The 26,239-nt window shown below is 50.3% G+C and carries 46 protein-coding genes and 1 pseudogene; 7 read left to right on the top strand and 40 right to left on the bottom strand.

Annotation, left to right across the window (positions count from 1 at the left end; translation table 11 throughout):
- Nucleotides 1-298: 298 nt before the first annotated feature.
- Nucleotides 299-853 carry a gamma carbonic anhydrase family protein gene (locus tag ACHHZ6_RS23730; RefSeq protein WP_182272845.1) on the top strand — a complete coding sequence of 185 codons (555 nt, stop codon included), beginning with the start codon at nucleotides 299-301 and terminating at the stop codon, nucleotides 851-853.
- On the opposite strand, the gene ACHHZ6_RS23725 is transcribed toward ACHHZ6_RS23730, so the two are convergent.
- From ACHHZ6_RS23725 to dprA, 6 genes are read right to left on the bottom strand one after another with little or no spacing between them, the layout of a single operon-like run.
- Complete coding sequence (locus tag ACHHZ6_RS23725; RefSeq protein WP_182272846.1) at nucleotides 829-1,077, bottom strand: DUF1488 domain-containing protein; 249 nt, start codon at nucleotides 1,075-1,077, stop codon at nucleotides 829-831. The two genes, ACHHZ6_RS23730 and ACHHZ6_RS23725, sit on opposite strands and share 25 nt — an antisense overlap.
- The gene (gene aroE / locus ACHHZ6_RS23720; RefSeq protein ID WP_182274582.1) at nucleotides 1,074-1,892 is read right to left on the bottom strand and encodes a shikimate dehydrogenase; all 819 of its coding nucleotides are present in this window, start codon (nucleotides 1,890-1,892) and stop codon (nucleotides 1,074-1,076) included. The genes ACHHZ6_RS23725 and aroE overlap by 4 nt, the downstream gene beginning before the upstream one ends.
- Nucleotides 1,893-1,896: 4 nt before the next feature.
- Nucleotides 1,897-2,469, bottom strand: a complete 573-nt coding sequence (gene tsaC / locus ACHHZ6_RS23715; RefSeq protein WP_395123135.1) for an L-threonylcarbamoyladenylate synthase type 1 TsaC — start codon at nucleotides 2,467-2,469, stop codon at nucleotides 1,897-1,899.
- Entirely contained in the window at nucleotides 2,462-3,016 is a 555-nt protein-coding gene (locus ACHHZ6_RS23710; protein ID WP_395123134.1) for a topoisomerase DNA-binding C4 zinc finger domain-containing protein, read from the bottom strand. The genes tsaC and ACHHZ6_RS23710 overlap by 8 nt, the downstream gene beginning before the upstream one ends.
- Before the next feature lie 26 nt (nucleotides 3,017-3,042).
- Nucleotides 3,043-3,516 carry a DUF494 family protein Smg gene (gene smg / locus ACHHZ6_RS23705; RefSeq protein WP_014072048.1) on the bottom strand — a complete coding sequence of 158 codons (474 nt, stop codon included), beginning with the start codon at nucleotides 3,514-3,516 and terminating at the stop codon, nucleotides 3,043-3,045.
- Nucleotides 3,488-4,612, bottom strand: coding sequence for a DNA-protecting protein DprA (gene dprA / locus ACHHZ6_RS23700; RefSeq protein ID WP_182272849.1), 1,125 nt, complete (start codon nucleotides 4,610-4,612; stop codon nucleotides 3,488-3,490). The genes smg and dprA overlap by 29 nt, the downstream gene beginning before the upstream one ends.
- A 127-nt stretch (nucleotides 4,613-4,739) precedes the next feature.
- Between dprA and def the strand changes: the two genes are divergently transcribed.
- The 5 genes from def to mscL all read left to right on the top strand — a co-directional run bounded on the left by def (nucleotide 4,740) and on the right by mscL (nucleotide 9,517).
- Nucleotides 4,740-5,249, top strand: a complete 510-nt coding sequence (def, locus tag ACHHZ6_RS23695) for a peptide deformylase (RefSeq protein WP_182272850.1) — start codon at nucleotides 4,740-4,742, stop codon at nucleotides 5,247-5,249.
- A gap of 25 nt (nucleotides 5,250-5,274) precedes the next feature.
- Nucleotides 5,275-6,222, top strand: coding sequence for a methionyl-tRNA formyltransferase (fmt, locus tag ACHHZ6_RS23690; RefSeq protein ID WP_182272851.1), 948 nt, complete (start codon nucleotides 5,275-5,277; stop codon nucleotides 6,220-6,222).
- A 52-nt stretch (nucleotides 6,223-6,274) separates the two neighbouring features.
- Nucleotides 6,275-7,561, top strand: coding sequence for a 16S rRNA (cytosine(967)-C(5))-methyltransferase RsmB (gene rsmB, locus ACHHZ6_RS23685; protein WP_182272852.1), 1,287 nt, complete (start codon nucleotides 6,275-6,277; stop codon nucleotides 7,559-7,561).
- A 22-nt stretch (nucleotides 7,562-7,583) separates the two neighbouring features.
- Entirely contained in the window at nucleotides 7,584-8,960 is a 1,377-nt protein-coding gene (gene trkA / locus ACHHZ6_RS23680; RefSeq protein ID WP_089600737.1) for a Trk system potassium transporter TrkA, read from the top strand.
- Between the two features lie 146 nt (nucleotides 8,961-9,106).
- Nucleotides 9,107-9,517, top strand: coding sequence for a large-conductance mechanosensitive channel protein MscL (mscL, locus tag ACHHZ6_RS23675; RefSeq protein WP_182272853.1), 411 nt, complete (start codon nucleotides 9,107-9,109; stop codon nucleotides 9,515-9,517).
- Here mscL and ACHHZ6_RS23670 read toward each other — a convergent pair whose 3' ends face one another.
- The 31 genes from ACHHZ6_RS23670 to rpsJ all read right to left on the bottom strand — a co-directional run bounded on the left by ACHHZ6_RS23670 (nucleotide 9,518) and on the right by rpsJ (nucleotide 24,345).
- Entirely contained in the window at nucleotides 9,518-9,733 is a 216-nt protein-coding gene (locus tag ACHHZ6_RS23670) for an alternative ribosome-rescue factor A (RefSeq protein WP_182274583.1), read from the bottom strand.
- 57 nt (nucleotides 9,734-9,790) lie between these two features.
- Complete coding sequence (gene zntR / locus ACHHZ6_RS23665) at nucleotides 9,791-10,216, bottom strand: Zn(2+)-responsive transcriptional regulator (RefSeq protein WP_182272854.1); 426 nt, start codon at nucleotides 10,214-10,216, stop codon at nucleotides 9,791-9,793.
- Nucleotides 10,217-10,218: 2 nt separating this feature from the next.
- The gene (locus tag ACHHZ6_RS23660) at nucleotides 10,219-10,587 is read right to left on the bottom strand and encodes a DUF1992 domain-containing protein (protein ID WP_182274584.1); all 369 of its coding nucleotides are present in this window, start codon (nucleotides 10,585-10,587) and stop codon (nucleotides 10,219-10,221) included.
- 107 nt (nucleotides 10,588-10,694) lie between these two features.
- Nucleotides 10,695-11,078: a 50S ribosomal protein L17 gene (rplQ, locus tag ACHHZ6_RS23655; RefSeq protein ID WP_001216368.1), complete on the bottom strand. Its 384-nt coding sequence runs from the start codon at nucleotides 11,076-11,078 to the stop codon at nucleotides 10,695-10,697.
- Nucleotides 11,079-11,118: 40 nt separating this feature from the next.
- Nucleotides 11,119-12,108 carry a DNA-directed RNA polymerase subunit alpha gene (locus tag ACHHZ6_RS23650; protein ID WP_002919219.1) on the bottom strand — a complete coding sequence of 330 codons (990 nt, stop codon included), beginning with the start codon at nucleotides 12,106-12,108 and terminating at the stop codon, nucleotides 11,119-11,121.
- A gap of 25 nt (nucleotides 12,109-12,133) precedes the next feature.
- Nucleotides 12,134-12,754 (bottom strand): 30S ribosomal protein S4, encoded by a 621-nt coding sequence (rpsD, locus tag ACHHZ6_RS23645; protein WP_004868345.1) that lies wholly within the window; start codon nucleotides 12,752-12,754, stop codon nucleotides 12,134-12,136.
- 33 nt (nucleotides 12,755-12,787) lie between these two features.
- Nucleotides 12,788-13,177, bottom strand: a complete 390-nt coding sequence (rpsK, locus tag ACHHZ6_RS23640; RefSeq protein WP_003863312.1) for a 30S ribosomal protein S11 — start codon at nucleotides 13,175-13,177, stop codon at nucleotides 12,788-12,790.
- Between the two features lie 16 nt (nucleotides 13,178-13,193).
- Nucleotides 13,194-13,550 (bottom strand): 30S ribosomal protein S13, encoded by a 357-nt coding sequence (gene rpsM / locus ACHHZ6_RS23635; protein WP_003863308.1) that lies wholly within the window; start codon nucleotides 13,548-13,550, stop codon nucleotides 13,194-13,196.
- A gap of 146 nt (nucleotides 13,551-13,696) precedes the next feature.
- Nucleotides 13,697-13,813 (bottom strand): 50S ribosomal protein L36, encoded by a 117-nt coding sequence (rpmJ, locus tag ACHHZ6_RS23630; protein WP_000868187.1) that lies wholly within the window; start codon nucleotides 13,811-13,813, stop codon nucleotides 13,697-13,699.
- A 31-nt stretch (nucleotides 13,814-13,844) separates the two neighbouring features.
- Nucleotides 13,845-15,176: a preprotein translocase subunit SecY gene (gene secY / locus ACHHZ6_RS23625; protein WP_014171896.1), complete on the bottom strand. Its 1,332-nt coding sequence runs from the start codon at nucleotides 15,174-15,176 to the stop codon at nucleotides 13,845-13,847.
- A gap of 7 nt (nucleotides 15,177-15,183) precedes the next feature.
- The gene (gene rplO / locus ACHHZ6_RS23620) at nucleotides 15,184-15,618 is read right to left on the bottom strand and encodes a 50S ribosomal protein L15 (protein WP_003863304.1); all 435 of its coding nucleotides are present in this window, start codon (nucleotides 15,616-15,618) and stop codon (nucleotides 15,184-15,186) included.
- 3 nt (nucleotides 15,619-15,621) lie between these two features.
- Nucleotides 15,622-15,801: a 50S ribosomal protein L30 gene (gene rpmD, locus ACHHZ6_RS23615; protein WP_003863301.1), complete on the bottom strand. Its 180-nt coding sequence runs from the start codon at nucleotides 15,799-15,801 to the stop codon at nucleotides 15,622-15,624.
- A 6-nt stretch (nucleotides 15,802-15,807) separates the two neighbouring features.
- Complete coding sequence (rpsE, locus tag ACHHZ6_RS23610; protein WP_003863299.1) at nucleotides 15,808-16,308, bottom strand: 30S ribosomal protein S5; 501 nt, start codon at nucleotides 16,306-16,308, stop codon at nucleotides 15,808-15,810.
- Between the two features lie 14 nt (nucleotides 16,309-16,322).
- Nucleotides 16,323-16,676: a 50S ribosomal protein L18 gene (rplR, locus tag ACHHZ6_RS23605; RefSeq protein ID WP_013099023.1), complete on the bottom strand. Its 354-nt coding sequence runs from the start codon at nucleotides 16,674-16,676 to the stop codon at nucleotides 16,323-16,325.
- Nucleotides 16,677-16,685: 9 nt separating this feature from the next.
- Nucleotides 16,686-17,219: a 50S ribosomal protein L6 gene (gene rplF / locus ACHHZ6_RS23600; RefSeq protein WP_006178917.1), complete on the bottom strand. Its 534-nt coding sequence runs from the start codon at nucleotides 17,217-17,219 to the stop codon at nucleotides 16,686-16,688.
- Nucleotides 17,220-17,231: 12 nt separating this feature from the next.
- Nucleotides 17,232-17,624 (bottom strand): 30S ribosomal protein S8, encoded by a 393-nt coding sequence (gene rpsH, locus ACHHZ6_RS23595; RefSeq protein WP_006178918.1) that lies wholly within the window; start codon nucleotides 17,622-17,624, stop codon nucleotides 17,232-17,234.
- Nucleotides 17,625-17,654: 30 nt separating this feature from the next.
- Complete coding sequence (gene rpsN, locus ACHHZ6_RS23590) at nucleotides 17,655-17,960, bottom strand: 30S ribosomal protein S14 (protein ID WP_003863291.1); 306 nt, start codon at nucleotides 17,958-17,960, stop codon at nucleotides 17,655-17,657.
- A 14-nt stretch (nucleotides 17,961-17,974) separates the two neighbouring features.
- Nucleotides 17,975-18,514: a 50S ribosomal protein L5 gene (gene rplE / locus ACHHZ6_RS23585; protein ID WP_001096206.1), complete on the bottom strand. Its 540-nt coding sequence runs from the start codon at nucleotides 18,512-18,514 to the stop codon at nucleotides 17,975-17,977.
- Between the two features lie 14 nt (nucleotides 18,515-18,528).
- Nucleotides 18,529-18,843: a 50S ribosomal protein L24 gene (gene rplX, locus ACHHZ6_RS23580; RefSeq protein ID WP_003863287.1), complete on the bottom strand. Its 315-nt coding sequence runs from the start codon at nucleotides 18,841-18,843 to the stop codon at nucleotides 18,529-18,531.
- Between the two features lie 10 nt (nucleotides 18,844-18,853).
- On the bottom strand, nucleotides 18,854-19,225 hold the full coding sequence (gene rplN, locus ACHHZ6_RS23575; protein ID WP_000613954.1) for a 50S ribosomal protein L14: 372 nt from the start codon (nucleotides 19,223-19,225) through the stop codon (nucleotides 18,854-18,856).
- Nucleotides 19,226-19,391: 166 nt separating this feature from the next.
- A complete protein-coding gene (gene rpsQ / locus ACHHZ6_RS23570; RefSeq protein ID WP_008503489.1) occupies nucleotides 19,392-19,646 on the bottom strand; it encodes a 30S ribosomal protein S17 in 255 nt (84 codons plus the stop codon).
- Nucleotides 19,646-19,837 carry a 50S ribosomal protein L29 gene (rpmC, locus tag ACHHZ6_RS23565; protein WP_003863282.1) on the bottom strand — a complete coding sequence of 64 codons (192 nt, stop codon included), beginning with the start codon at nucleotides 19,835-19,837 and terminating at the stop codon, nucleotides 19,646-19,648. The genes rpsQ and rpmC overlap by 1 nt, the downstream gene beginning before the upstream one ends.
- A complete protein-coding gene (gene rplP / locus ACHHZ6_RS23560; RefSeq protein WP_002919759.1) occupies nucleotides 19,837-20,247 on the bottom strand; it encodes a 50S ribosomal protein L16 in 411 nt (136 codons plus the stop codon). Before rplP ends, rpmC begins: the two co-directional genes overlap by 1 nt.
- Nucleotides 20,248-20,259: 12 nt before the next feature.
- Nucleotides 20,260-20,958, bottom strand: coding sequence for a 30S ribosomal protein S3 (gene rpsC, locus ACHHZ6_RS23555; RefSeq protein ID WP_006817277.1), 699 nt, complete (start codon nucleotides 20,956-20,958; stop codon nucleotides 20,260-20,262).
- 17 nt (nucleotides 20,959-20,975) lie between these two features.
- A complete protein-coding gene (gene rplV, locus ACHHZ6_RS23550; protein ID WP_002919773.1) occupies nucleotides 20,976-21,308 on the bottom strand; it encodes a 50S ribosomal protein L22 in 333 nt (110 codons plus the stop codon).
- Nucleotides 21,309-21,322: 14 nt separating this feature from the next.
- Nucleotides 21,323-21,601 (bottom strand): 30S ribosomal protein S19, encoded by a 279-nt coding sequence (rpsS, locus tag ACHHZ6_RS23545; RefSeq protein ID WP_001138117.1) that lies wholly within the window; start codon nucleotides 21,599-21,601, stop codon nucleotides 21,323-21,325.
- A gap of 16 nt (nucleotides 21,602-21,617) precedes the next feature.
- Nucleotides 21,618-22,439, bottom strand: a complete 822-nt coding sequence (rplB, locus tag ACHHZ6_RS23540; RefSeq protein ID WP_000301859.1) for a 50S ribosomal protein L2 — start codon at nucleotides 22,437-22,439, stop codon at nucleotides 21,618-21,620.
- Between the two features lie 17 nt (nucleotides 22,440-22,456).
- Nucleotides 22,457-22,759: a 50S ribosomal protein L23 gene (rplW, locus tag ACHHZ6_RS23535; protein WP_000617546.1), complete on the bottom strand. Its 303-nt coding sequence runs from the start codon at nucleotides 22,757-22,759 to the stop codon at nucleotides 22,457-22,459.
- Nucleotides 22,756-23,361 (bottom strand): 50S ribosomal protein L4, encoded by a 606-nt coding sequence (rplD, locus tag ACHHZ6_RS23530; protein ID WP_000424395.1) that lies wholly within the window; start codon nucleotides 23,359-23,361, stop codon nucleotides 22,756-22,758. Before rplD ends, rplW begins: the two co-directional genes overlap by 4 nt.
- Nucleotides 23,362-23,371: 10 nt before the next feature.
- Complete coding sequence (rplC, locus tag ACHHZ6_RS23525) at nucleotides 23,372-24,001, bottom strand: 50S ribosomal protein L3 (protein ID WP_006178923.1); 630 nt, start codon at nucleotides 23,999-24,001, stop codon at nucleotides 23,372-23,374.
- A 32-nt stretch (nucleotides 24,002-24,033) separates the two neighbouring features.
- Nucleotides 24,034-24,345 (bottom strand): 30S ribosomal protein S10, encoded by a 312-nt coding sequence (rpsJ, locus tag ACHHZ6_RS23520; protein WP_001181005.1) that lies wholly within the window; start codon nucleotides 24,343-24,345, stop codon nucleotides 24,034-24,036.
- Between the two features lie 382 nt (nucleotides 24,346-24,727).
- Here rpsJ and ACHHZ6_RS23515 point away from each other — a divergent pair, with 382 nt between their 5' ends.
- The gene (locus tag ACHHZ6_RS23515; RefSeq protein WP_395123117.1) at nucleotides 24,728-25,201 is read left to right on the top strand and encodes a prepilin peptidase; all 474 of its coding nucleotides are present in this window, start codon (nucleotides 24,728-24,730) and stop codon (nucleotides 25,199-25,201) included.
- Here ACHHZ6_RS23515 and bfr read toward each other — a convergent pair.
- The 3 genes and pseudogenes from bfr to tuf form a co-directional block, all read right to left on the bottom strand.
- Nucleotides 25,185-25,661 (bottom strand): bacterioferritin, encoded by a 477-nt coding sequence (gene bfr, locus ACHHZ6_RS23510; protein ID WP_182272856.1) that lies wholly within the window; start codon nucleotides 25,659-25,661, stop codon nucleotides 25,185-25,187. The genes ACHHZ6_RS23515 and bfr overlap by 17 nt on opposite strands.
- Before the next feature lie 72 nt (nucleotides 25,662-25,733).
- Nucleotides 25,734-25,928, bottom strand: coding sequence for a bacterioferritin-associated ferredoxin (gene bfd, locus ACHHZ6_RS23505; RefSeq protein WP_003863268.1), 195 nt, complete (start codon nucleotides 25,926-25,928; stop codon nucleotides 25,734-25,736).
- A 177-nt stretch (nucleotides 25,929-26,105) separates the two neighbouring features.
- Nucleotides 26,106-26,239 (bottom strand): annotated as a pseudogene (gene tuf, locus ACHHZ6_RS23500) (elongation factor Tu); the annotation flags it as partial.

The raw sequence follows: 26,239 nt of genomic DNA, 5'->3' as shown, positions 1-26,239 counted from the left end.
AGGTGGCGTATATTACGCTTTCCTCTTTCAGAGTCAACCCGTTATTTCAGAATTTTTCTCTTCAACCGACCGGGTTGTTTGTGAAGTGATTCACATCCGCCGTGTCGATGGAGGCGCATTATAGGGATCCCATTTTTTAGCACAAGCATTTTTTAGATCTTTTTTTCTGACTGTCTATTTTCCGTTCTTTTCGCTGGAATCCCGCCCGATCTGCTTAAATATTGACGCATTTTGCCTTGCCTCGATCCAATAATATGATCAAAGTCTTCTGTATAGCGCCCATCTCGTCGAGGTAGATATGTCTGCAGTATTACGTCCTTATAAAGATCTGTTCCCCCAAAAAGGCGATCGTGTGATGATCGATGCCAGTAGTGTCGTCATTGGCGATGTCCGAATCGCCGATGACGTCAGCATCTGGCCTCTCGTTGCGATCAGGGGGGATGTTAACTATGTAGCAATTGGCGCACGCACCAATATTCAGGATGGTAGCGTTCTGCATGTGACCCACAGATCCTCATATAACCCGGAAGGCAATCCCCTCATCATCGGAGAGGATGTTACCGTTGGCCATAAAGTGATGCTCCACGGCTGCACTATCGGGAATCGGGTGCTTGTTGGTATGGGATCAATCCTGCTGGATGACGTCATAGTAGAAGATGACGTGATGATTGGTGCCGGGAGTCTTGTCCCGCAAAACAAACGCCTGGAAAGTGGCTATCTCTATTTAGGCAGCCCGGTAAAACAGATCCGCCCCTTAAAAGAGGCGGAGATCGAAGGATTGAAATATTCAGCGAATAACTACGTGAAATGGAAAGATGAGTATCTGGCTCAGGACAACCAGACCCAGCCCTGATCGTCTTCCTGCTGATCGCGGATTAAATCGCTGGCTTCTTCTTCAAGATCCCAGCGATTTTCGCAAAATACCTCTAGCGGGTTTGAACCACCAAAGCGACTCAGCAGCACTTCTCCACTGATAGCACAAGTAAGTTGCATTCCATGTACCAGCACCGGGAAGCAGACCGCTTGTTTACTCTCATCCCAGTTTTCCCGGTCAGGAAAGTGGATCGCCTGATTCACGCCGTGAGCTCCTGTTTCAGCTTTTCAATCACCGGTTCCACCGCAGGTAACACGCCGTGCCAGAGCAATACCGCATGTGCTGCCTGTCCCACCAGCATACCCAGACCGTCAGCCAGATGTTTCGCGCCGTGTTGTTCACACCACATCAGGAAAGGCGTTTTACCTTTCTGATAAAACATATCGTAAAAATACATGTGGGCATTTACCAGCGACGCAGGGATCGCTGGCACTTCACCAGCAATACCGCTGGAAGTGGCATTAATGACAAGATCGAATTCGCCATCGGCAAGATCATCAAGCGCGACTGCGCTCACACTGCCAGTATGTGCGAACACCGCCGCTAACTCTTCTGCTCGGGAGAAAGTTCGGTTGGTAATGGTCACCGCACAATCCAGTGAAAGGAGCGGCAACAGCACGCCCCGCGATGCCCCGCCAGCACCGATCAACAAAACCCGAAAACCGGGTTTGATAAATGACAGTCTTTCCAGATCGCTAAGTAAACCAATCCCGTCAGTGTTGTCACCCAGGAGGCGGCCATCCTCAAGTCGCTTAAGCGTATTCACCGCACCAGCAAGAGAAGCGCGCTCGGTCAGCTCATCCGCACGTTCGAAAGCTTCTTCCTTAAAGGGTACCGTCACATTTGCACCTTTACCGCCCGCCTCAAAAAAGGCATCCAGTGTAGTAACAAATGCATCAACGGGTGCCAGCACGCGGCCATAGGGATGATCTATCTGCAGTTGTTCAGCAAACTGCTGATGGATCAAAGGCGACTTACTGTGTGCAATCGGATTACCAAAAACAGCATAAGTTTCCATCATATTACCCCTGGCGAAAGCGTTCGCCGGTCAAGGCGTCACGAATTTCTGACGGATTCAGGCGACCCCCAGTTTCACCGACGGCGACCGGAAAATCATTCCCGAACTGCGCCAGTACTTCTTCAGTGGTTCGGCAAGGAGGCAGCCCGGTCAGGTTAGCGCTGGTTGAGACCAGTGGTTTACCAAACGCCAGACATAGCGCCACCACCAGCGGATGATCCGTTACACGCACGGCGAGGGAATCAAAGCGCCCGGTTAACCAACGCGGCGTGGTCGGCTTCGCCGGGAAAACAAAGGTCACTGGCCCGGGCCATACGGAGAAGATGGTCTCACGCTGCGCCGGAGTCAGCATGGAATCATCAATATAAGGTTTAAGCTGCTCGTAACTGGCAGCAATCAAAATCAGCCCTTTTTCGACAGGTCTTTGTTTTAATGCAAGTAAGCGGCTCACAGCCGTTTCGCTGTCAGGATCGCAACCGACTCCAAAGACAGCTTCTGTTGGATAAGCGATGACTTCTTCATTTTTCAGAACATCCACCGCATGCGTGATGGAGCCCGATGGCAGGTTATTATTCACTGTTTTGATCCGCCGAAACCGGCTTTCCACATTGTTTACTGGCGCAGAAGCGTTTCATGCCTTGCGCCGTTTTCTTCTCTATAAGTAGCGGATAATTGCAATGGGAGCAGATCCCCGCTACCGGTTTGAAATTGATAACGAACTGGCATTCAGGATAGCGATCGCAAGAATGGAAGGTCTTACCAAAACGGGAGCGTCGCTGTACCAGTTGCCCGCGCTGACACTGAGGACACGCAATGGCCGTTTCATCTGGCTTATCAATTTGCTCTGTATGTTCACATTCGGGGTAACGGCTACACCCAATGAACATCCCGAAACGGCCTTGCCGTAACGCTAACTCACCGCAGCAGAGAGGGCAAAGCTGCCCCTCCAGAATTTTAACGATATGTCCATCCGCCTGGCTTTTCAGGGGACGGACATAATCACATTCCGGATAGTGTGAACAACCGAGAAACGGACCGTGTTTCCCGGACCGAATGACAAGTTCAGCCCCACACTGTGGGCAGGGCTCGTTTTTATGCACCGTGAATAGTGCGGATTTGGCCATAACAACTCTTGGTGCTGCACATTGAATTAGTGCAGCATACCTTCATTCACTTCAAAGAGTAATTCTTCCATTTGCTGATAGGCATTTTCACAGCCCGGAATATTAAACAGAACCATCAGGATCACCCATTTCAGGTCTTCCAGTTCGAACTCTGCCGTATCCAGCGCCATGACGCGCTCTATCACCATTTCTCTCGTTTCGAGGTTTAGCACCTGAATCTGCTCAAGGAATAAGATGAATCCCCGGCAGCTGGCGTCCAGTCTTTCACACTCTTCAGCTGTATAGATGCGCACTGACAATGGGTCAGAGGCAAGCTGCATCGGTTCGGCGAGGCCTTCCTGATAATCAGCCAGTTTCTCCAGCCACATCAACGCATTATAAATATCTTCCCGCTCAAATCCCGCATCGGTAAGATCCCGTGTCAATTTGTCCTGATCCACTCGCATTTCTGCTTCGTTATGGATGTAAGTTTCAAACAAATACATCAGTACGTCGAACATGGCATGCCCTCCTTAATCGGACATAGCCGCCGGGTACAGCTGCGATCCACCCTGCTAACTCCAGTTCGAGTAGCTGTGCTACCGTTACTGGCACAGGTTGGCCGGCACGTTCAGCGACAACGTCAACAGGTGTTACCTCATCTCCTACGTTAGCCAGGAGCTTAGGAAATGGCAATGCCACCTTCTCCTGATCTGATGAATAATGTTGCTTTTCGGGATCGTCCGGCAACCAATGCAGCCCATATTGCAAATTATCAAGAATGTCCTCTACACCAGTCACTGGCGTGGCACCTTGTTTTATTAGCCAGTGTGGTCCTTCGCATCCGGGGTTACCTATTGGACCAGGTAAGGCAAACACTTCTCTCCCCTGTTCAAGCGCACACCTTGCCGTCACAAGTGAACCGCTTCGTAATGCCGCTTCAACCACCAGCACTCCCAGGCTTAGTCCGCTGATAATTCGGTTACGGCGTGGGAAATGACCAGGCCTGGGCTGCGTTGACAGTGAGAACTCGGACACTATCGCCCCTTCGGATGCTATAAGACGCTCAGCCAGGGGCTGATGCCTGCGCGGATAAATGCTAAAAAGCCCGTTACCCAACACTGCCACACTGCGTCCGTTTACTGACAACGCCGCGTTGTGAGCTACGCCGTCAATTCCGCATGCCAGCCCGCTGGTAATGGTGAAACCGGATTGTGAAAGCTGCTCACACAGGATCTTCCCCCAGCGCTCGCCATACCAGGAAGGCGTACGGCTTCCAACCACGGCCAGTTGAACAGCGCTGAGGGCGGTAAGATTACCTTTAACGAATAGCGCCCCGGGATAATCAGGAAAAGTGCGAAGTAAAGGGGGATAAAGAGGATGATTTGCAGTCAGCAGATGGTTTCCAGGCTGTTCAAGCCACACCAGGCTGCACTCAAGCTCATGTTCACCGAGCGCAAAAAACCGCTTTGCCTGTGTTACCGACAACCCGGCCTCTCTGATAGCTGCACCATCGATCGTTGACTGCTTAAGCAGCCATGATGCCGCTTCCAGCATCGCATCACCACATAGTGAACCTATGTTGATTAACCGTAACCATATCTCTGTGGATGTCATCCTTTTCCCTGCCATAAGCAGCCTCAGCAATCTTTGCGATTGGTCACTGATGCTGTCAATCGATGGGGGATTTGTCTAGAATAGAGGTAATATTCTTATCAACTCCTGAACACGACTCTGGAAATTTATGGCAGTTTTGCAAGTGTTACATATTCCGGACGAGCGCCTTCGCATCGTCGCTGAACCGGTTAAAGAAGTGAATGCAGAAATTCAGCGTATCGTCGATGATATGTTCGATACCATGTATACCGAAGAAGGTATTGGCCTTGCGGCAACGCAGGTAGACATTCACAAACGAATTATCGTGATTGATGTATCAGAGAATCGCGACGGTCGACTGGTGCTTATCAACCCTGAGTTGCTCGAGAAGAGTGGCGAAACAGGTATTGAGGAAGGTTGTCTGTCCATTCCAGAACAGCGCGCTTTAGTGCCGCGTGCCGAGAAAATCAAAATTCGCGCCCTGGATCGTGACGGTAACCCATTCGAACTGGAAGCAGACGACCTGCTCGCAATTTGTATTCAGCATGAGATGGATCACCTGGTCGGTAAACTGTTTATCGATTATCTCTCTCCGCTGAAACAGCAGCGTATTCGTCAGAAAGTAGAGAAACTGGATCGTTTGCGCTCTCGCGCATAACGTCCCCCCGGATACAAGGAATAACGTGTCTAAAACACTACGTATTATCTTCGCGGGCACCCCTGATTTTGCAGCGCGTCATCTTGACGCGCTGCTATCTTCTGGCCACCAGGTTGTGGGTGTCTTTACTCAACCGGACCGCCCTGCTGGTCGCGGTAAAAAGCTGATGCCGAGCCCGGTAAAGGTATTGGCCGAAGAACATGGATTACCTGTTTTTCAGCCTGCATCCTTACGCCCTCAGGAAAATCAACAGTTAGTCGCTGACCTGAACGCTGACGTGATGGTGGTAGTCGCTTACGGCTTAATTCTGCCAAAAAGCGTGCTTGATATGCCGCACCTGGGTTGTATCAACGTTCATGGTTCTCTGCTCCCTCGCTGGCGCGGGGCGGCACCTATTCAACGCTCTCTGTGGGCAGGCGATGCTGAAACTGGCGTCACAATCATGAAGATGGACGTAGGTTTAGACACGGGCGACATGCTGTATAAACTGGCCTGTCCAATCACTGCAGACGATACCAGTGCCACGCTATACGACAAACTGGCAGATCTTGGTCCGCAGGGTCTTATCGAAACCTTGCAGCAGCTTGCTGATAACACTGCAAAACCTGAAGTTCAGGATGAAGCGCTGGTGACCTATGCAGAAAAACTGAGCAAAGAAGAGGCTCAGATTGACTGGTCACTACCTGCTGCTCAGCTTGAACGTTGCATTCGCGCCTTTAATCCGTGGCCAATGAGCTGGATGATGATTGATGACCAACCGGTAAAAGTCTGGAAGGCCTCTGTGATTGACAGCAGTGTGTCTGCGGCTCCAGGAACGATCGTCGAAGCGAACAAGCAAGGCATCCAGGTCGCGACCTCAGAAGGTATTTTGAATCTTGAGTCACTGCAACCTGCGGGTAAGAAAGCGATGAGCGCTCAGGATCTATTAAATTCTCGTCGCGAGTGGTTTATCCCTGGCAATCGTCTTGCCTGAGCAAATTTCTTCTTAAGGCCCGGAGTTTCCGGGCATTTTTATTTTTACGGTTATGAAAAAACAAAATCTACGCAGTCTGGCGGCACAGGCCGTTGAGCAAGTTGTCGAGCAGGGTCAGTCACTGAGCAATGTCCTGCCTCCACTACAACAAAAAGTGTCCGATAAAGACAAAGCACTGCTTCAGGAGCTGTGTTTTGGCGTCCTGCGCACCCTTTCTCAGCTTGAGTGGTTGATTAATAAGCTGATGTCACGCCCAATGACGGGTAAGCAACGTACCGTGCATTACTTGATCATGGTTGGCTTCTATCAGCTTCTTCATACCCGTATCCCGCCTCATGCTGCGCTCGCTGAAACGGTGGAAGGTGCCGTTGCGATTAAACGCCCGCAGCTGAAAGGATTGATCAACGGGGTATTACGCCAGTTCCAGCGACAGCAGGAAGAGCTTCTGGCTGAATTTGCTCAAAGCGAAACACGTTTCCTGCACCCTGACTGGCTTCTGAAGCGTCTTAAGAAAGCGTATCCACAACAGTGGCAGAACATTGCTGACGCCAATAACCAACGTCCACCGATGTGGCTGCGCGTCAACCGTAACCACCATACCCGAGACGCATGGCTGGCTTTACTGGAAGAAGCCGGGATGAGTGGATTCCCCCATGAGGCCTACCCTGACGCCGTTCGTTTAGCCTCCCCAGCGCCAGTACATGTACTACCCGGTTTTGAAGAGGGTTGGGTGACCGTACAGGACGCCTCGGCACAGGGCTGCATGACATGGCTTGAACCGAAAAACGGTGAGCAGATCCTCGATCTTTGCGCCGCACCTGGCGGCAAAACAACCCATATTCTGGAAGTCGCTCCGCAAGCTAACGTGATGGCAGTAGATGTCGATGAACAGCGTCTGTCACGCGTCTATGACAACCTGAAGCGTCTGGGGATGAAAGCGCAGGTCAAACAGGGCGATGGGCGTAAACCTGCAGAATGGTGTGGCGAGACGCAGTTCGACCGTATTTTGCTGGATGCCCCCTGCTCCGCAACCGGCGTGATTCGTCGTCATCCTGATATCAAGTGGCTACGTCGCGATCGTGATATTCCAGAGCTTGCTCAGCTGCAATCTGAAATTCTCGACGCCATCTGGCCGCATCTGAAATCAGGCGGGACGCTGGTCTATGCAACATGTTCCATACTTCCGGAAGAAAACAGCCAGCAAATTGCAGCCTTCCTTAAACGTACCCCTGATGCTGCACTGCATGACACAGGGACGCCAGAGCGTCCTGGTCAGCAAAACCTGCCTGGCGCAGAAGAAGGTGATGGCTTCTTTTACGCTAAGCTAATCAAAGAGTGATGTTGAGAACAGGTCACGAGAGATGAAAATTATCATTCTGGGCGCAGGACAGGTTGGCGGGACGCTGGCGGAAAATCTTGTCGGCGAAAACAACGATATCACGATCGTCGATACGAATGGCGATCGGCTACGCGTTTTGCAGGACAAATTTGACCTCCGCGTTGTACAGGGCCACGGTTCACACCCACGCGTGCTTCGCGAGGCCGGAGCCGATGATGCCGACATGCTGGTTGCAGTAACCAGTTCGGACGAAACCAATATGGTTGCGTGCCAGGTGGCCTATTCACTGTTCAACACGCCGAACAGGATTGCCCGTATTCGCTCCCCGGACTATGTCCGGGACGCAGAAAAACTGTTTAATTCAGAAGCCGTACCTATCGACCATCTGATTGCGCCAGAACAACTGGTTATCGACAATATATACCGCCTGATCGAGTACCCGGGTGCTTTGCAGGTTGTTAACTTTGCCGAAGGGAAAGTGAGCCTGGCCGTGGTTAAAGCCTATTACGGTGGACCATTGATCGGTAACGCACTGTCTACCATGCGCGAGCACATGCCTCATATCGACACCCGCGTCGCGGCCATTTTCCGCCATGACAGACCTATCCGCCCGCAAGGCTCCACCATTGTGGAAGCTGGCGATGAGGTCTTCTTTATTGCCGCGTCGCAGCATATCCGTGCCGTGATGAGTGAGCTTCAGCGTCTAGAAAAGCCGTACAAGCGTATTATGCTGGTCGGCGGGGGCAATATCGGCGCGGGCCTGGCTCGTCGACTTGAGAAAGATTACAGCGTGAAGTTGATCGAACGCGATCAGCAACGCGCATCTGAACTGGCGGAAAAGTTACAGAACACGATCGTGTTTTATGGTGACGCATCGGATCAGGAATTACTGGCCGAAGAACATATTGATCAAGTTGATCTCTTCATTGCCGTCACCAACGACGACGAAGCGAATATTATGTCCGCTATGCTCGCCAAACGTATGGGGGCAAAAAAGGTCATGGTGCTTATCCAGCGCCGTGCCTACGTCGACCTTGTTCAGGGAAGCGTGATTGATATCGCCATTTCACCGCAGCAAGCCACAATTTCCGCATTGCTCAGTCATGTCCGTAAAGCAGATATTGTCGGTGTTTCATCGCTTCGCCGTGGTGTCGCTGAAGCCATTGAAGCGGTCGCGCACGGGGATGAAACCACGTCACGCGTTGTGGGTCGCTCCATAGATGAAATTAAATTGCCGCCAGGCACGATCATTGGGGCCGTAGTACGTGGAAATGATGTCATGATCGCCAATGATAATTTACGTATCGAGCAAGGTGACCACGTCATTATGTTCCTTACCGACAAAAAGTTTATTACCGACGTCGAACGTTTATTCCAGCCAAGTCCATTCTTCCTTTAATGATTCGGGTGCCTGTAAAAGAGCACCCGCACATTAACCATTTAATTTATATGCCTTTTATTTTTCATAAGGTTTATTTATCTCCAATGGAAATTGGCTAATCATTTGTTAAACTTATAACCGTCAGCTGGCACAAGGAGAACATAATGAGTTTTATTAAAGAATTTCGCGAATTTGCGATGCGCGGGAATGTGGTGGATCTGGCTGTAGGTGTCATTATTGGTGCAGCGTTCGGTAAGATCGTTTCATCATTAGTGGCCGACATTATCATGCCACCTTTAGGATTGCTGATCGGGGGGATTGATTTCAAACAATTCGCCGTCACGCTCAGGGATGCGCAGGGGGATGTCCCGGCGGTTGTAATGCATTACGGCGTGTTTATTCAGAACATATTTGATTTCGTGATCGTGGCGTTCGCCATTTTTATGGCCATCAAGCTCATCAACAAGCTTAACCGTAAAAAAGAAGAACCGGCTGCAGCGCCAGCACCAACGAAAGAAGAAGTCTTGCTGACTGAAATTCGCGACCTGTTAAAAGAGCAAAATAGCCGCTCTTAATCAGTAGCTAAAAGCAGGAAGGCCAGTGGTAAATAAGCGATTCGCTTGCTTGCCACTGGCCTCCCAGTTACCCCGTTTTGCATGTTTGTTTTTACGCAGATAACTTCCTTTCCCTTTTTTACTTTTCTCAACACGCTGTCTGAAAAGCGGGTCGTGAAGTAAAGCTTCAATGGCGTTATCCTTAATTTGCCCCTTCGTATGCTGATAGTGACTCATCATTTCTCCTGAGTTTGGTTTAAGTCGTCGGAAGTCTAGACCCGGGCGTTCTAAAAATCAACAATGCTGATTTTCTCCACTGGCTCCCTGTTCAAGAGCTTCCAGAATTGAGCAATAAATACTGCTGTGAGCAGTACCGCAACAGGCGTCATTTAATCGCTGCAGTGAACGCTGCATCGTCTGAAGTTCCTGAATACGTGCTTCAACTTCATCAAGCCTGGCTTGCACGATGCTTTTAGATTCCTGGCAGGTATGATGTTCAGGATCGATGCGGATCGATAATAACTCACGGATCGATTCCAGCGTGAAGCCAAGCTGCCGTGCGTAACGGATAAACCGCAGACGTTGCAAATCATTGTCGGTATAGAGACGGAATCCACCTTCTGTCCGTACCTCATGATCAATCATCTGCTGTTTCTCATAGTATCGGATTGTATCCGGCGTTACGTTAGCAAGTTTTGCAAGCTCACCAATACGATACATAACTACTCCTCGTTTATTCTCTGCATCAACCTTTCGCAATACTCGCCATGCAAAAAGTCAGTATTCATGCCAGACTGGCGGAGCTTAAGCTCAATCAGTGCCAGGCGTCGGCTAAGTTCGCTATGCCTGGGGTCATCCTTACGAATACCTTTAAGTAAATCAGTAAGCTCAACGGCCTCTCTGCGCTGTTCAAGTTCAGGTGGCAAACAGCCTGCATTTTTAAGTAACCGGTATCCAGCCCGTAATTCGGGTGCAATATGCGAATCATCGTCCAGAACTAGCGGCTCGCCGCTTCCAGGAAGATTATCGAATTCACCTTTTCTTTGGGCATCGCTGATATGGCGTTCTGCCCACTGGTCGAGCAACCACATCATGAGCTCCAGGGGATGAACAGAAAAGATACAGCCATTGTAGATAAGTGGGGATCCTGCGGATATAAAAAAACCCGCCGGAGCGGGTTTTTTTACGTTACCGCAGATTACTCTGCAGCAGCTTCTGCTTTCTCTGAACGATCAACCAGCTCGATGTAAGCCATCGGCGCGTTGTCGCCTGCACGGAAGCCACACTTCAGAATGCGAGTGTAACCACCGGCACGGCTCGCGAAACGCGGGCCCAGTTCGTTAAACAGTTTTGCCACGATCTCGTTATCACGAGTACGGGCGAATGCCAGACGACGATTAGCAACGCTGTCAGTCTTGGCAAGAGTAATCAGCGGCTCAACTACGCGACGCAGCTCTTTCGCTTTAGGCAGGGTCGTCTTGATGATTTCATGACGAACCAGTGAACCTGCCATGTTGCGGAACATAGCCTGGCGATGGCTGCTGTTGCGGTTCAGTTGACGACCACTCTTACGATGGCGCATGACCTTATCCTTCTCAGTAAAACCTTAACCTGTGATCCGGTTACTCGTCAGCAATGCTTGCCGGTGGCCAGTTTTCCAGGCGCATGCCCAGAGACAGACCACGTGAAGCCAGCACGTCTTTAATCTCGGTAAGAGATTTTTTACCCAGGTTCGGCGTTTTCAGCAACTCAACCTCGGTACGCTGTACCAGATCACCGATATAGTGGATAGCTTCTGCCTTGAGGCAGTTAGCAGAGCGGACAGTCAATTCGAGATCGTCAACAGGGCGCAGCAGGATCGGATCGAATTCTGGTTTCTCTTCTTTCACTTCCGGCTGACGTACATCACGTAAGTCAACGAAAGCTTCCAGTTGTTCTGCCAGGATGGTTGCCGCACGACGAATCGCCTCTTCAGGATCGATTGTGCCGTTGGTTTCCATTTCGATGACCAGCTTGTCCAGGTCGGTACGCTGTTCTACACGCGCTGCTTCAACATTGTAGGCAATACGCTCTACAGGGCTGTAGCATGCGTCGACCAGCAGACGGCCGATTGGGCGCTCATCTTCTTCCGAATGAATTCGGGCAGAAGCCGGCACATAACCACGACCGCGCTGAACTTTGATACGCATGCTAATAGCTGCGTTCTCATCGGTCAGGTGGCAGATCACGTGCTGCGGCTTGACGATTTCAACATCACCGTCGTGGGTGATGTCGGCTGCAGTCACAGGGCCAATGCCAGATTTATTCAGAGTAAGAATAACTTCATCTTTACCCTGAACTCTCACCGCCAGCCCTTTCAGGTTGAGCAGGATTTCAAGGATATCTTCCTGAACGCCTTCTTTGGTGCTGTACTCATGAAGTACACCATCAATCTCAACCTCGGTCACCGCGCAACCCGGCATCGATGAGAGCAGAATACGGCGCAGTGCGTTACCCAGAGTATGGCCAAAGCCACGCTCTAAAGGCTCAAGGGTCACCTTGGCGTGCGTCGAACTCACTTGCTCGATATCTACCAGGCGCGGTTTTAGAAACTCTGTCACAGAACCCTGCATTGTGTCCTCTCTTTGGTACTAAGCTTTACTTGGAGTAAAGCTCGACGATCAGGTGTTCGTTAATGTCCGCAGACAGATCAGAACGTTCTGGCTGACGCTTGAACGTACCTTCCATCTTGCCAGCATCAACTTCCAGCCAGGTTGGCTTTTCACGCTGCTCAGCCAGCTCCAGAGCGGCTTTCACGCGAGATTGCTTTTTCGCTTTCTCACGAATGCTAACAACGTCATTCGCTTTAACCTGATAAGAAGCGATGTTAACAACACGACCGTTTACCATGATTGCTTTGTGGCTAACCAGCTGGCGTGATTCAGCACGAGTAGCGCCGAAGCCCATACGGTATACAACGTTGTCCAGACGACCTTCCAGCAGAGCCAGCAGGTTTTCACCTGTGTTGCCTTTCAGACGTGCTGCTTCTTTATAGTAGTTACGGAACTGACGCTCCAGCACACCGTACATACGGCGAACTTTTTGCTTTTCACGCAACTGCACACCATAGTCAGACAGACGCGGTTTACGCGCACCGTGCTGGCCAGGAGCTTGTTCAATTTTACACTTGGTATCGATCGCGCGAACGCCAGACTTAAGGAATAAGTCGGTGCCCTCACGACGGCTCAGCTTGAGCTTAGGACCCAAATATCTTGCCATTTTCTATCTCCAACTAACCTAAAAAACGGAGCGTTATACGCGACGTTTTTTCGGCGGACGACAACCGTTATGAGGGATCGGAGTCACATCAGTAATATTAGTGATGCGGAAACCAGCGGCGTTCAGAGCGCGAACAGTAGATTCACGACCCGGACCCGGACCTTTAACCATAACTTCCAGATTCTTGATGCCGTATTCTTTTACGGCTTCTGCGCAACGCTCTGCTGCAACCTGAGCTGCAAACGGAGTGGATTTGCGAGAACCACGGAAACCGGAACCACCGGCTGTTGCCCAACCCAATGCGTTACCCTGACGATCAGTAATAGTAACGATGGTGTTGTTGAAAGAAGCATGGATATGAGCCACGCCGTCAGAGACTTGTTTTCTTACACGTTTACGTGCACGAACTGGTGCCTTTGCCATTATTCAATCACCCCGATTATTTCTTGATCGGTTTGCGCGGACCCTTACGGGTACGTGCGTTGGTCTTAGTACGCTGACCGCGCACTGGCAGACCACGACGATGACGCAAACCGCGATAGCAACCAAGATCCATCAGGCGCTTGATGCTCATGCTGATTTCACGGCGCAGATCACCTTCAACGACAAATTTGGCAACTTCGTCACGCAGCGTGTCGATTTGTTCTTCAGACAGCTCACTGATCTTAACATCTTCAGCGATACCCGCTGCAGCCAGAATGGCTTTAGAACGGGTCTTGCCGACGCCGTAGATCGAAGTTAATGCGATCACAGCATGTTTCTGATCAGGAATGTTAATGCCTGCTATACGGGCCACTATGCACTCCTACTATTTAATATGTACGTACCATGCTGAAAAGCCCGTTTTCAGGATACTCAAATGGAAACGTACAGACATACAAAAGATTGGCTGGCTAATCTAGCCAGCTCAACCCAACTTTGCAAGAAAAATATGCGAAATAATCAGCCTTGGCGCTGTTTATGCTTCGGCTCGGCACTGCAAATCACACGGATGACGCCATCACGCTTAACGATTTTGCAGTTACGGCATAATTTCTTGACGGAAGCACGAACTTTCATTTTTACTCTCCGTAACTTCTCAGGCGACCAGTTAGCGGCCGTAGCCTTTCAGGTTCGCCTTCTTCAATGCAGACTCATACTGACTGGACATCATCAGAGTTTGCACTTGAGCCATAAAGTCCATAATCACGACAACAACGATAAGCAGCGAGGTCCCACCGAAGTAGAACGGCACTTTCATTGCATCACGCATGAACTCCGGGATCAGGCAGATAAAAGTAATATAAAGCGCACCAACCAAAGTCAGGCGAGTCATTACTTTATCGATATACTTCGCCGTTTGCTCTCCCGGACGAATTCCTGGTACAAATGCACCGGACTTCTTCAGGTTATCTGCTGTTTCACGCGGGTTGAAGACCAACGCCGTGTAGAAGAAACAGAAGAAGATGATCGCAGACGCATAGAGTAACACATAAAGTGGTTGCCCAGGCTGCAAATACAGCGAAATTGTTGTCAGCCAGTTCCAACCAGTACCGCCCCCGAACCATGACGCGATGGTTGCCGGGAACAGAATAATACTGGAAGCGAAGATCGCCGGGATTACCCCCGCCATATTCACTTTCAGCGGTAAATGTGTGCTCTGTGCAGCATAGACACGACGACCTTGCTGACGTTTAGCGTAGTTCACCACAATGCGGCGTTGACCACGTTCTACGAAGACAACAAAGAACGTCACTGCAAATACTAATACTGCAACCAACAGCAACAGGAGGAAGTGCAGGTCGCCTTGACGCGCTTGCTCGATAGTATGGGCGATGGCTGGCGGGAGACCCGCGACAATACCGGCGAAGATAATGATTGAGATACCGTTACCGATACCACGCTCAGTAATCTGTTCGCCGAGCCACATCAGGAACATCGTCCCTGTGACCAGACTTACAACAGCGGTGAAGTAGAATGCAAAGCCTGGGTTTAAAACCAGGCCCTGCATACCAGGCATATTCGGCAGACCGGTAGCAATACCGATCGACTGGAATATTGCCAGCACCAGAGTACCGTAACGGGTGTACTGACTAATCTTACGACGTCCAGACTCCCCTTCTTTCTTCAGTTCTGCCAGGGCCGGATGAACGACCGTCAACAGCTGGATAATAATGGATGCCGAAATGTACGGCATAATACCCAGAGCGAAGATAGAAGCACGGCTGAGAGCACCACCAGAGAACATGTTAAACATTTCAATGATGGTGCCTCGCTGTTGCTCAAGCAGTTTGGCAAGTACAGCGGCATCGATACCAGGGATCGGAATAAAAGAGCCAACACGGAACACAATCAGCGCGCCGATAACAAACAGCAGTCTGCGTTTCAGCTCGCCAAATCCACCTTTGGCACTTTGAAAATCTAATCCCGGTTGCTTAGCCATCTGCTACTTATTCCTCAATTTTACCACCAGCAGCTTCGATAGCAGCACGAGCACCTTTAGTAACACGCAGGCCACGAACAGTTACCGGAGTAGATACTTCACCAGCCAGGATCACTTTCGCGAACTCGATCTGGATACCGATAATGTTAGCCGCTTTCAGCGTGTTCAGGTCTACAACGCCGCCTTCAACTTTCGCCAGGTCAGACAGACGGATTTCCGCTGTGATCGCTGCTTTGCGAGAGGTGAAGCCGAACTTCGGCAGACGACGGTACAGTGGCATCTGACCACCCTCGAAACCGCGACGTACGCCACCGCCAGAACGAGAATTCTGACCTTTGTGACCACGACCACCGGTTTTACCGAGGCCAGAACCGATACCACGACCCAGGCGTTTACCCGCCTTTTTAGAGCCTTCGGCCGGAGACAGAGTATTTAAACGCATCTCTTACTCCTCAACTTTAACCATGAAGTAAACCGCGTTGACCATACCGCGAACAGCAGGAGTATCCTCGCGCTCAACGGTATGACCAATACGACGCAGACCCAGGCCAAGCAGCGTTGCCTTGTGTTTCGGCAGACGACCGATTGCACTGCGGGTTTGAGTGATTTTAATAGTCTTTGCCATGGTCAATTACCCCAGAATTTCTTCAACGGATTTACCACGCTTGGCAGCGACCATTTCTGGAGAATTCATATTTTCCAGGCCATCAATAGTTGCACGAACCACGTTGATCGGGTTGGTGGAACCATAGGCTTTAGCCAGAACGTTATGAACTCCAGCAACTTCCAGAACGGCGCGCATTGCACCACCGGCGATGATACCGGTACCTTCTGAAGCTGGCTGCATGAAAACACGAGAACCCGTGTGAACACCTTTAACTGGGTGCTGCAGGGTGCCGTTGTTCAGCGCGACGTTAATCATATTGCGACGGGCTTTTTCCATCGCTTTCTGGATCGCTGCTGGAACTTCACGCGCTTTACCGTAACCAAAACCAACGCGACCGTTACCATCGCCTACTACAGTCAGAGCTGTGAAGGAGAAAATACGACCACCTTTAACGGTTTTAGATACGCGGTTTACCGCGATCAGCTTTTCCTGCAGTTCGCCAGCTTGTTTTTCGATGTGAGCCATCTTACACCTCTACCTTAGAACTGAAGGCCAGCTTCACGGGCAGCATCTGCCAGTGCCTGGACACGACCATGATATTGGAACCCGGAACGGTCAAAGGATACATTGCTGATGCCTTTTTCCAGAGCGCGTTCAGCAACAGCTTTACCTACAGCTGCAGCAGCGTCTTTGTTACCGGTGTACTTCAATTGTTCTGCGATAGCTTTTTCTACAGTAGAAGCAGCTACCAGAACTTCAGAACCGTTCGGTGCAATTACCTGTGCGTAAATATGACGCGGGGTACGATGTACCACCAGGCGAGTTGCACCCAGCTCTTTGAGCTTGCGGCGTGCGCGGGTCGCACGACGGATACGAGCAGATTTCTTATCCATAGTGTTACCTTACTTCTTCTTAGCCTCTTTGGTACGCACGACTTCGTCGGCGTAACGAACACCCTTGCCTTTGTAAGGCTCAGGACGACGGTAGGCGCGCAGATCTGCTGCAACCTGACCGATCAGCTGTTTATCAGCGCCTTTCAGCACGATTTCAGTCTGAGTCGGGCATTCTGCAGTGATACCGGCCGGCAGCGGATGCTCAACAGGATGTGAGAAGCCCAGAGACAGGCCTACTGCATTCCCTTTGATAGCTGCACGATAACCTACACCAACCAGCTGAAGCTTTTTAGTGAAGCCTTCGGTAACACCAACAACCATTGAGTTCAGCAGGGCACGCGCGGTACCAGCCTGAGCCCATCCATCCACGAAACCATCACGTGGACCGAAGGTCAGAGCGTTATCTGCATGTTTAACTTCAACAGCATTGTTGAGGGTACGAGTCAGCTCGCCGTTTTTACCTTTGATCGTAATAACCTGACCGTCGATTTTTACATCAACGCCGGCAGGAATAACGACCGGTGCTTTAGCAACACGAGACATTTTTTCCTCCGATTAGGCTACGTAGCAGATAATTTCGCCACCAAGACCAGCCTGGCGCGCTGCACGATCAGTCATAACACCTTTAGAGGTAGAAACAACTGCGATACCCAGACCAGCCATAACTTTAGGCAGCTCATCTTTTTTCTTATAGATGCGCAGGCCTGGGCGGCTGACACGCTGAATGCTTTCTACAACAGCTTTACCCTGGAAATACTTAAGAGTAAGTTCCAGTTCCGGCTTGGTGTCGCCTTCAACTTTAAAATCTTCGATAAAACCTTCTTCCTTCAGCACGTTGGCAATTGCCACTTTCAGCTTGGCGGAAGGCATGGTGACCGCAACTTTGTTCGCGGCCTGACCGTTACGGATACGGGTCAGCATATCCGCGATCGGATCTTGCATGCTCATCTGTCTTTACTCCCGTGATTCAATTGGTAATTACCAGCTAGCCTTTTTCAAGCCTGGTACTTCACCGCGCATGGCGGCTTCACGCAGTTTGATACGGCTCAACCCAAACTTGCCCACATAACCATGCGGACGACCTGTTTGACGACAGCGGTTACGCTGACGAGACGGGCTGGAATCACGCGGCAGAGACTGCAGCTTGAGAACAGCATTCCAACGATCTTCGTCGGAAGCGTTCACATCAGAAATGATCGCTTTCAGTTCAGCGCGTTTAGCGAAGAATTTATCAGCTAAAGCTACGCGCTTTACTTCGCGTGCTTTCATTGATTGCTTAGCCATTCAGTAACCCTACCTTACTTGCGGAACGGGAAGTCAAAGGCAGCCAGCAGAGCACGGCCTTCTTCGTCAGATTTCGCAGTAGTGGTAATGGTAATATCCAAACCACGCACGCGGTCGACTTTATCGTAGTCGATTTCTGGGAAGATGATCTGCTCACGGACACCCATGCTGTAGTTACCACGACCGTCGAAAGACTTAGCGGACAAGCCACGGAAGTCACGGATACGTGGAACAGCAATAGTGATCAGACGCTCAAAGAACTCCCACATGCGTTCGCCACGCAGAGTTACTTTACAGCCGATCGGATAGCCCTGACGGATTTTGAAGCCTGCAACTGATTTGCGTGCTTTGGTGATCAACGGCTTTTGACCGGAGATTGCTGTCAGGTCAGCTGCTGCGTTATCCAGCAGTTTCTTGTCAGCGATCGCTTCACCAACACCCATGTTCAGGGTGATCTTCTCGACCCGAGGGACTTGCATGACAGAATTGTAGTTAAACTCAGTCATGAGTTTGTTAACTACTTCGTCTTTGTAGTAATCATGCAGTTTCGCCATCGTACTACTCCAAATTACTTGATAGTTTCGCTGTTAGACTTGAAGAAACGGACTTTTTTGCCGTCTTCGAATCTAAAGCCTACACGGTCAGCCTTGCCGGTAGCCGCATTGAAGATTGCAACGTTAGAAACCTGAATAGCAGCTTCTTTTTCAACGATGCCGCCTGGTTGGTTCAGGGCCGGAACCGGCTTCTGATGTTTCTTAACCAGGTTGATACCTTCAACGACAAGTTTGCCGGAAGACAGAACATTTTTTACTTTACCGCGTTTACCTTTATCTTTACCGGTTAACACGATAACTTCGTCATCACGACGGATTTTCGCTGCCATGATTCGCTCCTTAGAGTACTTCTGGTGCCAGAGAGATAATTTTCATGAACTTTTCATTACGAAGTTCACGAGTTACCGGCCCAAAGATACGCGTGCCGATTGGCTGCTCGCTGTTATTGTTCAGAATAACGCATGCATTACCATCGAAGCGAATGACAGAACCGTCAGGGCGACGAACACCCTTCTTGGTGCGCACCACTACCGCCTTCAGCACATCACCTTTTTTGACCTTACCACGTGGAATTGCTTCCTTGATGGTGATCTTGATGATGTCGCCTACGCCTGCGTAGCGACGGTGCGAGCCACCCAGAACCTTGATACACATTACGCGACGTGCACCGGAGTTGTCGGCGACGTTCAGCATAGTCTGTTCTTGGATCATTTTAGTGCTCCGCTAATGTCAACTACTACCTGAGACTCTAAAATCAGAGCCGTTAAAAAGCCCCATATCGAGGGCGCGGCATTATAACACCGCTTCTACAATATGGGTAGAAAAAATAAACGGCTCATCGCTGAGCCGTTTATTCGTATTGAGAATGCGTACTGTATTACAGAACCGCTTTCTCTACAACGCGAACCAGCGTCCAGGACTTAGTCTTGGACAGTGGACGGCATTCACGGATTTCAACCTTGTCGCCGATACCACATTCGTTGTTCTCGTCATGTACGTGCAGTTTGGTCGTACGCTTGATGAATTTACCGTAGATCGGGTGTTTCACAATACGTTCGATAGCAACAACGATGGATTTCTCCATTTTGTCGCTAACAACACGACCTTGCAGAGTACGGATTTTATCGGTCATTACGCACCCGCCTTCTGAGTCAGTAAAGTCTTAACGCGCGCAACATTGCGACGCACTTGCTTCAGCAGGTGAGTCTGTTGCAGCTGGCCACTTGCAGCCTGCATACGCAGGTTGAACTGCTCACGCAGCAGGTTCAGCAGCTCAGCGTTCAGCTCTTCAACGCTTTTTTCACGCAGCTCTTTTGCTTTCATTACATCACCGTCTTAGTTACAAAGGTGGTTTTGATAGGCAGTTTCGCTGCTGCCAGGCCGAAGGCTTCACGGGCCAGCTCTTCCGGAACACCGTCCATTTCATACAGGACTTTACCCGGCTGAATCAAGGCAACCCAGTACTCCACGTTACCTTTACCTTTACCCATACGAACTTCCAGCGGCTTCTCGGTGATCGGTTTGTCCGGGAATACACGGATCCAGATCTTACCTTGACGCTTAACTGCACGGGTCATTGCACGACGTGCTGCTTCGATCTGACGTGCAGTCAGACGACCACGGCCAACAGCTTTCAGACCGAAAGTGCCGAAGCTAACATCCGTACCCTGCGCCAGACCACGGTTGCGGCCTTTGTGCACTTTACGGAATTTTGTACGCTTTGGTTGTAACATCAGCGACGCTCCTTATTTACGGCCTTTACGCTGCTGCTTTTTAGGTTGAGCAGCCGGTTCCGGTTGTTCAACAGCAGCCATACCACCCAGGATCTCACCTTTGAAGATCCATACCTTAACGCCGATTACACCGTAAGTGGTGTGCGCTTCAGAGGTGTTGTAGTCGATGTCAGCACGCAGAGTGTGCAGCGGTACGCGACCTTCACGGTACCATTCGGTACGTGCGATTTCCGCGCCGCCCAGACGGCCGCTAACTTCAACTTTGATACCTTTAGCGCCCAGACGCATTGCGTTCTGTACAGCACGCTTCATAGCACGACGGAACATAACACGACGTTCCAGCTGAGAAGTGATGCTGTCAGCAACCAATTTAGCGTCCAGTTCAGGCTTACGAACTTCAGCGATATTGATCTGTGCAGGAACGCCAGCGATATCCGCTACGACCTTGCGCAGTTTTTCTACGTCTTCGCCTTTCTTACCGATCACGATGCCAGGACGAGCAGTGTGGATGGTTACACGAATGCTCTTAGCCGGACGCTCGATAACGATACGAGATACGGACGCTTTAGCCAGTTCCTTAGTCAGGTACTGACGTACTTTAAAATCGCTGTCCAGGTTGTCAGCGAATTCTTTGGTGTTCGCAAACCAGGTAGAGTTCCATGGTTTTACAATACCCAGGCGAATACCATTAGGATGTACTTTCTGACCCATTGCTAGTCTCCAGAGTCTCAGCGATCGGACACAACCACAGTAATGTGGCTGGTGCGCTTCAGGATGCGATCTGCACGACCTTTCGCACGCGGCATAATGCGCTTCATGCTTGGGCCTTCATCTACGAAAATTTTCGCGACTTTCAGATCGTCGATGTCAGCGCCATCGTTGTGTTCAGCGTTAGCAATGGCAGATTCCAGTACTTTCTTGACCAATACCGCAGCTTTCTTGTTGGTATAGGTCAGGATGTCCAGGGCCTGCGACACTTTCTTACCGCGAATCAGGTCAGCAACAAGGCGAACCTTCTGTGCAGAAGAACGAGCATGGCGATGTTGAGCTAAAGTTTCCATCTCTTCCTCCTACCTTATTTCTTCTTCGCTTTTTTATCAGCAGCATGGCCGCGATAAGTACGAGTCGGTGCGAATTCACCCAGTTTGTGACCAACCATTTCGTCGGTAACAAAGACTGGAACGTGCTGACGACCATTATGGACAGCGATGGTCAAACCGATCATGTTAGGAAAGATCGTTGAACGACGGGACCAAGTGCGCAGGGGCTTCTTGTCTCCGCTTTCCACCGCTTTCTCTACCTTCTTCAGCAAGTGCAGGTCAATAAAAGGACCTTTCTTGAGAGAACGTGGCATGGCTTATCCTCTAAAATTATTTGCTACGGCGACGTACGATAAATTTATCAGTACGCTTGTTGCTGCGGGTCTTCTTACCTTTGGTCTGAACGCCCCACGGAGTTACCGGGTGCTTACCAAAGTTACGACCTTCACCACCACCATGTGGGTGGTCTACTGGGTTCATCGCAGTACCGCGTACGGTAGGACGAACACCACGCCAGCGTGCAGCACCAGCTTTACCCAGAACGCGCAGCATATGCTCAGCATTGCCAACTTCGCCCAGAGTAGCGCGGCAGTCTGCTTCGACTTTACGCATTTCACCAGAACGCAGACGCAGGGTGACATAAGCACCATCACGTGCAACGATCTGAACGTAAGTACCAGCGGAACGCGCCAGCTGACCGCCTTTACCTGGTTTCATTTCTACGTTATGAACGGTAGAACCAACCGGGATATTGCGCATCGGCAGGGTGTTGCCTGCTTTGATTGCAGCATCAACGCCAGACTGAATCTGGTCGCCAGCTTTCAGGCCTTTAGGGGCCAGGATGTAACGGCGTTCGCCGTCTTTGTACAGAACCAGCGCGATGTTCGCGGAACGGTTCGGATCGTACTCAAGACGCTCAACAACTGCTGGGATACCGTCTTTGTTGCGTTTGAAGTCAACAATACGATAAGCCTGCTTGTGGCCACCACCGATGTGACGAGTGGTGATACGGCCATTGTTGTTACGACCACCGGATTTGCTGTTTTTTTCCAGCAACGGAGCAAAAGGTTTGCCCTTGTGCAGCTCAGGGTTAACCACTTTAACTACGTGGCGACGACCCGGAGATGTCGGTTTACATTTAACAACTGCCATTGTATTACTCCTCCGACTTACTCAGCGCCGCCAACGAAGTCCAGATTCTGGCCTTCTTTCAGGGTGACGTAAGCTTTTTTCCAGTCGCTACGACGACCGATACGCTGTCCGTGACGTTTAACTTTCCCTTTAACTACCAGGGTGTTAACGACTTCGACTTCGACTTCAAACAGTTTCTGCACAGCAGCTTTGATCTCTGCTTTGGTCGCGTCTTTAGCAACTTTGAGAACGATGGTGTTAGTTTTTTCCATCGCAGTAGACGCTTTTTCAGAAACGTGCGGTGCACGCAGCACCTTCAGCAGACGTTCTTCACGAATCATGCCAGCATCTCCTCAACTTGCTTAACAGCATCAGCAGTCATTACGACTTTGTCGAAGGCGATCAGGCTAACCGGGTCGATACCAGTCGCGTCACGTACGTCAACCTTGTGCAGGTTACGTGCGGCCAGGAACAGGTTCTCGTCCAGCTCACCGGTGATGATCAGCACATCTTCCAGAGCCATGTCTTTCAGTTTCTGAGCCAGCAGCTTAGTTTTAGGCGCTTCTACAGAGAACTTCTCGACAACGATCAGACGATCCTGACGTACCAGCTCGGACAGGATGCTTTTCAGCGCGCCGCGGTACATCTTTTTGTTAACTTTTTGACTGTGGTCCTGCGGACGCGCAGCGAAGGTCACGCCACCTGAACGCCAGATCGGGCTCTTGATAGAACCTGAACGCGCACGGCCGGTACCTTTCTGGCGCCACGGCTTTTTGCCGGAACCAGTTACTTCAGCACGAGTCTTCTGAGCACGAGTACCCTGACGAGCACCAGCTGCATAAGCAACAACAACCTGGTGAACCAGCGCTTCGTTGAAATCACGACCGAAGGTAGTTTCGGAAACAGTCAGCGCGCTCTGCGCGTCTTTCAATACTAATTCCATTGCTATCCCCTTACGCCTTCACAGCTGGTTTAACGATCAGGTCGCTACCGGTTGCACCCGGAACCGCACCTTTAACCAGCAGCAGGTTGCGCTCAGCGTCAACACGTACTACGTCCAGGCTCTGAACGGTTACACGTTCGTTACCCAGCTGACCTGCCATTTTCTTGCCTTTGAACACTTTGCCCGGAGTCTGGTTCTGACCGATAGAACCCGGAACGCGGTGAGACAAGGAGTTACCGTGAGTAGCGTCCTGGGTACGGAAGTTCCAGCGCTTAACGGTACCAGCAAAACCTTTACCTTTAGAGGTACCGGTTACGTCAACTTTTTTAACGTCAGCAAACAGCTCAACGCTAATGTCCTGACCTACGGTGAACTCTTCGCCTTCAGCAAGACGGAATTCCCACAGACCACGGCCAGCTTCAACGCCAGCTTTAGCGAAGTGACCCGCTTCTGGTTTGGTTACACGGTTAGCTTTTTTAGCACCAGTGGTCACCTGAACAGCGCGGTAGCCATCGTTAGCCAGATCTTTAACCTGAGTAACGCGGTTTGCTTCAACTTCGATTACGGTTACTGGGATAGAAACGCCATCTTCAGTGAAGATGCGGGTCATACCCACTTTTTTACCGACTAAACCAATCATTGTTTCAACCTCTCAATCGCTCGATGACCTGATTAACCCAGGCTGATCTGCACGTCTACACCGGCAGCCAGATCCAGACGCATCAGAGCATCAACGGTTTTCTCGGTTGGCTCAACGATGTCAACCAGACGCTTGTGAGTGCGGATTTCGTACTGATCACGCGCGTCTTTGTTAACGTGCGGAGAGATCAGAACGGTGAAGCGCTCTTTGCGGGTCGGCAGCGGGATCGGACCACGGACTTGCGCACCAGTGCGCTTAGCAGTCTCGACGATTTCCGCGGTTGATTGATCGATCAGACGATGATCAAACGCTTTAAGGCGGATACGGATTCTTTGGTTCTGCATGAGACCAGAGCTCCAATTATTTTATAAACGAAAATGATTACTCCTCAAACCCATTACGATTGATGGGAGAGTGTAACCGTTCTTACGTAGCTCCCCAATTGGGAGCATTGTTGAGCAACAAAATTCTGTTACTCCGGTTCAGATTGAACCCGCCGTCAATTACGACAAGCCCGCGCATTATACGTAAATCTGGGCAAGACGCAAGTACCGTTTAGAAATTAAGCGCCAAAGGCTCTCTGTGCGTAGGACTTCGCAACATTTTAAGTAATGTATCGTCCGTAGCCTCTTCTTCTGAAACGACTACGCAATTCCTCTGTTTACACATTGCCAGGCATTCGCAATACGGAGAGCATGCCCTGAAACGTTAATTGAGGTTTACATCATGCTTGCTACCCTCCCCTTTCTGCTGACCTATTTTTCGCTTTCAGGTTTACTGGTGCGTGAAGATATTCGCTCCGGTACTCTCCCTGATAAATTTCTCTGCCCACTGTTATGGGCCGGCCTGGCCTATCAACTTTGCATCCATCCTGATTTTCTCCCGAGCGCAGTGGTCGGGGCGATGGCGGGGTACATCGGGTTTGCAGTTCTCTACTGGGGTTATCGGCTTATGTGCCGCCGGGAAGGGATGGGCTACGGTGATGTAAAATACCTGGCGACATTAGGAGCATGGCATGGATGGTGTATTTTGCCGGTACTGGCACTCGTTGCCGCACTCATGGCACTTCTGTACCTTCTTGTTCTCTCTTTGTTAAAGCCTGAGAAACAGATATTAAAAAACCCACTGCCTTTCGGGCCATTTCTGGCGGCAGCGGGTTTATGTATCGGCTGGCAGAACCTGATTACTCTTCCACTTTAATTTGCGACTGAAGGTAGTTCTGCAAACCAATTTTGCCGATGAGATCCAACTCAGTTTCTAGCCAGTCGATGTGGCCTTCCTCATCGATCAGGATCTGGATCATCATATCGCGGCTAACGTAGTCATGAACACTATCCGCATAGGCAATGGCTTCACGAAGATCTTTTGCGCCATCAAGTTCCAGCGCAAGGTCGGAACGCAGCATCTCTTCCACATCTTCACCGATGCCAAGCTTGCCGAGATCCTGCAGATTGGGAAGGCCTTCAAGGAATAAAATACGCTCAATATATTTATCGGCGTGTTTCATCTCATCAATGGATTCATGGTATTCAACATCGTTGAGGCGAGTCAGCCCCCAGTTTTTGAACATTCTTGCATGGAGAAAATACTGGTTGATTGCGACAAGCTCATTTCCCAATAATTTATTGAGATAACTTATGATTTTAACATCACCTTTCATTATATAGTCCCTCCGCTTCCACTCATTGAAGCGTAGATCGGGCTACAGGGATGTCAAAAAAAAGATGGAGGGTTATGCGATCTCTTTGAACTCCGGGATCTGCATCAATTCGTCCTGCATGATCTCACGCGCTGCGCGAACGCACTTACCGCATTGATTTCCCACTGGAACAAATTTGCGAAGTTGCTGGAACGACTGAGGCTGGAACTGGCGAACGGCCTGACGTATTTTTTTGTCACTTACACCATTACATAAACAAACGTACATAAACACTCCCGTTCAAAATATGCGCAAATTGTAAGTGAGAATGGTTATGATTACAATAGCACAAACGACAGGATACGGGGCGGGGGCGGACAAAAAATGCGAAAACTTGTGACAGGTACAGAACTGCAGAAAACAAAAAGGACGCCGAAGCGTCCTTTTTTATTCAGGGATAATTAATTAGCCCAGAACTTTAGCAACAACGCCCGCGCCAACGGTACGGCCGCCTTCACGGATTGCGAAACGCAGACCGTCGTCCATCGCGATTGGGTGGATCAGCGTCACAACCATCTTGATGTTGTCGCCTGGCATTA

This window comes from Enterobacter cloacae complex sp. 2024EL-00214 (assembly GCF_043945575.1).
Classification (GTDB): Bacteria; Pseudomonadota; Gammaproteobacteria; order Enterobacterales; family Enterobacteriaceae; genus Enterobacter; species Enterobacter cloacae_P.
The sequence above is the reverse complement of the archived record's forward strand: the minus strand, read 5'-3'. Positions and strand labels throughout refer to the sequence as shown.